This is a genomic window from Candidatus Binatia bacterium (genome assembly GCA_035631035.1).
Lineage (GTDB): Bacteria > Eisenbacteria > RBG-16-71-46 > SZUA-252 > SZUA-252 > DASQJL01.
In genome coordinates, this window is the sequence record DASQJL010000001.1 from 1 (window position 1) to 4,066 (window position 4,066).

4 protein-coding genes are annotated in these 4,066 nt (G+C 68.8%); 1 reads left to right on the forward strand and 3 read right to left on the reverse strand.

Going from position 1 to position 4,066, the window contains the following annotated elements:
* The first annotated feature begins 78 nt into the window (after window positions 1-78).
* A complete protein-coding gene (locus tag VE326_00005; protein ID HYJ31581.1) occupies window positions 79-1,602 on the forward strand; it encodes a hypothetical protein in 1,524 nt (507 codons plus the stop codon).
* Between the two features lie 37 nt (window positions 1,603-1,639).
* On the opposite strand, the gene VE326_00010 is transcribed toward VE326_00005, so the two are convergent.
* From VE326_00010 to VE326_00020, 3 genes are all read right to left on the reverse strand, one after another.
* The gene (locus tag VE326_00010; GenBank protein HYJ31582.1) at window positions 1,640-2,362 is read right to left on the reverse strand and encodes a hypothetical protein; all 723 of its coding nucleotides are present in this window, start codon (window positions 2,360-2,362) and stop codon (window positions 1,640-1,642) included.
* Between the two features lie 16 nt (window positions 2,363-2,378).
* Window positions 2,379-3,485: a DUF362 domain-containing protein gene (locus VE326_00015; GenBank protein ID HYJ31583.1), complete on the reverse strand. Its 1,107-nt coding sequence runs from the start codon at window positions 3,483-3,485 to the stop codon at window positions 2,379-2,381.
* A gap of 5 nt (window positions 3,486-3,490) precedes the next feature.
* On the reverse strand, window positions 3,491-4,066 hold a 576-nt coding region (locus VE326_00020), incomplete at its 5' end, for an acyl-CoA dehydrogenase family protein (protein HYJ31584.1).

Below are 4,066 nucleotides of genomic sequence, written 5' to 3' on the forward strand. Positions count from 1 at the left end.
GGAACCCAGATCGCGTTCCTCCATCCGGGATCGCTTGGCGGCGTGCTGGTGGAGCTCTGCCGGAAGCAGGGGGCCTAGATGCGCCCGATATTCCCGCGGACGCCGGCCCCAGCCGCGCTCGTCGCCGCCTCCTCGCCGGCCACCGTTCGCCTCGCCGCCGCGCTCGTCGCCGCCACCCTCGCGACCCTTCTCGCGGGATGCGCCGGACTGGGCCCCGGCACCGGGCCGCCCTCGACGAACACCCTCGAGGCCGGTCCGGGCACCGGCTTTCTCACGCCGCGCGCCGCCTACCTACGCCCGCTCCGGGACGACGTCACCGTCCGCGCGATCCTGACCGTCGGCGACACGCTCACCTCCGCCCGCGTCGAGGACTCCTCCTACGTCTTCTATCCGCAGCCGGACGGCCTCGCGGCTCGCCTGGCCGGAAACGGGTTGGTGGAGGTCTACATGACACACGACCTCGACTGGACGGTGGGGGAGGGATCGGCGCGCGTGTCGCGCCTGCTCCTGAATCAGCGGACGGGAGGGGTCGTGAACGCCGACTACCTGCTGGACGGAACCGAGGGCTACACCGCGCTCGCCGCCACGACCCTCGTCGGTCCCCGCGAGGGATTCCTCGGCCCCACGCTGCTGCTCAACGAATCCTCCATCGACGGCCCGCGGCACGGAGCCGTCGCGGCGGTCGACGTTCGCGCGGGTACGATCACCGAGATGCCGCACTTCGGCCGCTTCCGGCACGCGGCCACCATCATCCTGGCGCACTCCTCCGGAGCGCTGCTGGCCATCGAGACCGAAGAGGGCCCGCCAGGCCGGTCGCAGCTCTGGATGTATGCCGCGAACAACGCCTCGGACCTCGCGCTGGGGCGCGGGCGGCTGTACGTGCTGCGCGCCGACCGCCCGGAGTTCGGCTACGACACGCGCTACGCCTCGATGGCGCTCCGGAACCGGCCGATCTCCGGACGTTTCGTTCCCTGCGACGATCCGCAAGAGCTGGCGATCGCGCGCCAGCCGGAGGAGCTGGAACAGCGCGCGCAGGACTCGGGCTGCCTCAACTTCGTCCGTCTCGCGGGCATCCAGGCCGATCCCGACCGCTCCGACGCCTTCTACTTCACCGACCTCGGAGCGCCCTCGCCCGCCGATCCCTCGACGGGACGGCCGGTCACGCAGAACGGCCGTCTCTACCGCGCCGAGCTCGACCCGATCGACCCGACCCGCCTCACGAGGCTCGAGGTGGTGCTGGACGGAGATGAGAGCGACGACATCTACCGCCCCGACAACATCGCCACGCGAGGGGACGCGATCCTGATCCAGGAAGATCCCCGCGCCCGCGGGATCCACGCGGCGCGCATCCTGCGCTACGACACGCTGACGCGGCGTCTCGAGCCGATCGCGGCGTGCGCGGAGCGGGACATCCAGGGACGTGTCCTGCCGCCGGGAACGGGCGGACAGTGGGAATCCACGGGGATCACGGAGGCGGGGTCGTTATTCGGCGAGGGGGCGTGGCTGGTGGCGGTGCAGGCTCCCACGGATTGGAGCACGCCGTTCCGCGGAAGCGGCGGCGGTCAGCTGCTCCTGATGCGCACTCCCGAGACGCGCCGGTAGCGGGTCGAGGCGAGGACGACGCTCCGCGCCGGAGCGGCTACTTCCCTTCCGACGGCGGCGGGGGAGGCGGCGGCGGGAACTCCTCGTCGGCGTTGGAGCGCGGCGTGACGTCCCCTTCCTGCGGCGCGCGCACGGGCTGCGCCGAGACGTTCTGCGCGCCCGGCTCTCCCTGGTACTGCAGCTGGACCTGCACCCGCACGCGCTTGGGCGTGCGGAGCGAATAGCCGTTGTCGAGAAGCAGGACCAGCGATGTCCCCTGCGGCAGCTCCTGGTCCAGATGGACGACCCGCTGTCGCGGCGAGGACCAGATCGGCCCCGCCTGGCGGCCGCCGCGGCGCTTCAGCCAGTTCTGATAATCCCCGGAGCGGAAGAGCCGCACGATGATGTCGTGCCGTCCCCCGACCACACTGACGTCGCCCAGCATGTGCGCGGCCAGGGCGCCTCCCTGCGCGCGGACGGGCAGGTCGAGCGCGAAGAACTCCGCGGGCTCGATGAAATAGGTGGAGTCGAGCACCTCGGCGACGAATCGTCCCGGAGGAACGTCGAGGGGAGGCCGCTCCGGCTGGGAGGATGGCGCCGAATCCGAAGACGGGGCCGACTGCTCGATCGACTGCGCCATCGAGTCGGTGAGCGCGGACGACGTACCGTCCTGGGCCAGTGTGAGGCGAGGAGCGCCCATCAGGCCCAGAAGCGCGGCCAGGAGCAGCAGCGCCCGCCCGTCGAATCTTCCAGCGCCGGGAATTCCAAGTCGTCGATTCACCACGTCAACGCCCTCCCTACTCCTGTCCCTTGGGCTCGTACTCGCGGAAGAGGCGGCCCCAGTCGCTCTTCATGACTTCCTTCTTCCGCTTGGTCCCCACGAAACGGTACCAGTATCCGTCGTGGTAGAGCCTCGAGGCGAAGTACGACCACGGCACCAGCGGGCTCTGGAGAAGGAACTTCTCCAGCGGCTTCAGCGGGCCGTGGTAGATCAGCTTCTGTCCTTTCGACGCGAACGTGTTCTCGTTCCGCGAGTAGCCCAGGTTCACGCCGCTCACGTCGTCGCCCACGAGATCGATGCACCGCGGGTCGCCGTTGCCCAGCTTCGCGTCGTTCGCGAGGCGGATGAACTGGATCGTCATCGGATCGAAGCCCATCAGCTTCGCCGCGACCGCGTCGATCGCGACCTGGTCGCGCGAGGCGAGCATCAGATTCGTCACCCGGAGCCGCATCGCGCGCGGGCCGGGCCCATCGCCCGAGATCGTGCCGTCCATGACAGCGAAGACGCCGGGGTGGATCTCCTTCTGGATCGTGAGCAGGTCCACGAGCGTTTCGTGGATCACGCTGTGCGTCCAGTGCCGCTTCAGGTGCAACAGCCCGCCGAACGCGTTCTTCATCGCCCCCGTCATCTCCGTGAAGACATGGGTCTTCAGGGTCGGCAGGTGGACGATGTTGGCGCCGATCAGGCTCTTCGGGATCATGAGCCCGTCGGGGTAGACGTCGTTCAGGACCAGCATCTTCCCCTTCGGCTCGTAACGAATCCAATCGGCCTCCGACTCCGGATCGTTGAGCCAAATCGAGCGGATCCCGTATCGTTCTAACACCGGTTCCAGCTTGTTGTTCCGCACGCCGACATGGGGATCCACCACCACGGTGGAGTTCTGGGCGGCGAGGATGCGTCCTGGGTCGAAACCCGCCCCCAAGAGCCCCTGGATCACCCCCTCGAGCTGCCAGGGGCTGGTCGAGCAGGCCGGGTAGTAGACGTGCCAGGAGATGTTCACCTTGAGGAGGGTGGTCGTTTCCGGCCGCAGCTCCTGCCGCATGTCGGCCAGCTCCATCAGGCGGCCGAAGTCCTTCACGGCGGTCTCGGGGGTCGTCTTCAGCACGGCGACTTTGGATCTCATGGGGATCAGGCGGCTCCCTTTCCGTCTTTCGGGTGCAGCACCGAGTTGGCGATCACGATGCGCTGGATCTCCGACGTCCCTTCGTACAGCTCGGTCACCTTGGCGTCTCGATAATAGCGCTCCACCGGGAACTCCTTGGTGTAGCCGTAGCCGCCGTGGATCTGCACGGCCTTGTCGGCGCAATGGCAGGCCGCCGCCGACGCGGTCAGCTTGGCGATCGATGATTCGGGGCCGTGCGGCAGCCCATGGTCCTTGCGCCAGGCAGCGCGCATCGTGAGGAGGCGCGCGCCGTCGATCTCGGCCTTCATGTCGGCCACCATCCACTGGATCGCCTGGAATTCGGCGATCGGCTTTCCGAACTGGACCCGCTCCCGGGCGTAGCGCACGGCCGCCTCGAGACAGGCCTGGGCGATCCCCAGCGCCTGCGCCGCGACCCCGATCCGTCCGGCGTCCAGCGAGGTCATGGCCACCCGGAATCCATACCCCTCCTCGGCCAGGCGGTTCTCGGCCGGGACCCTGCAGTCCTCGAAGAAGAGCTCCACCGTGTCCGAGCCGTGCAGCCCCATCTTCTGGATCTCCTT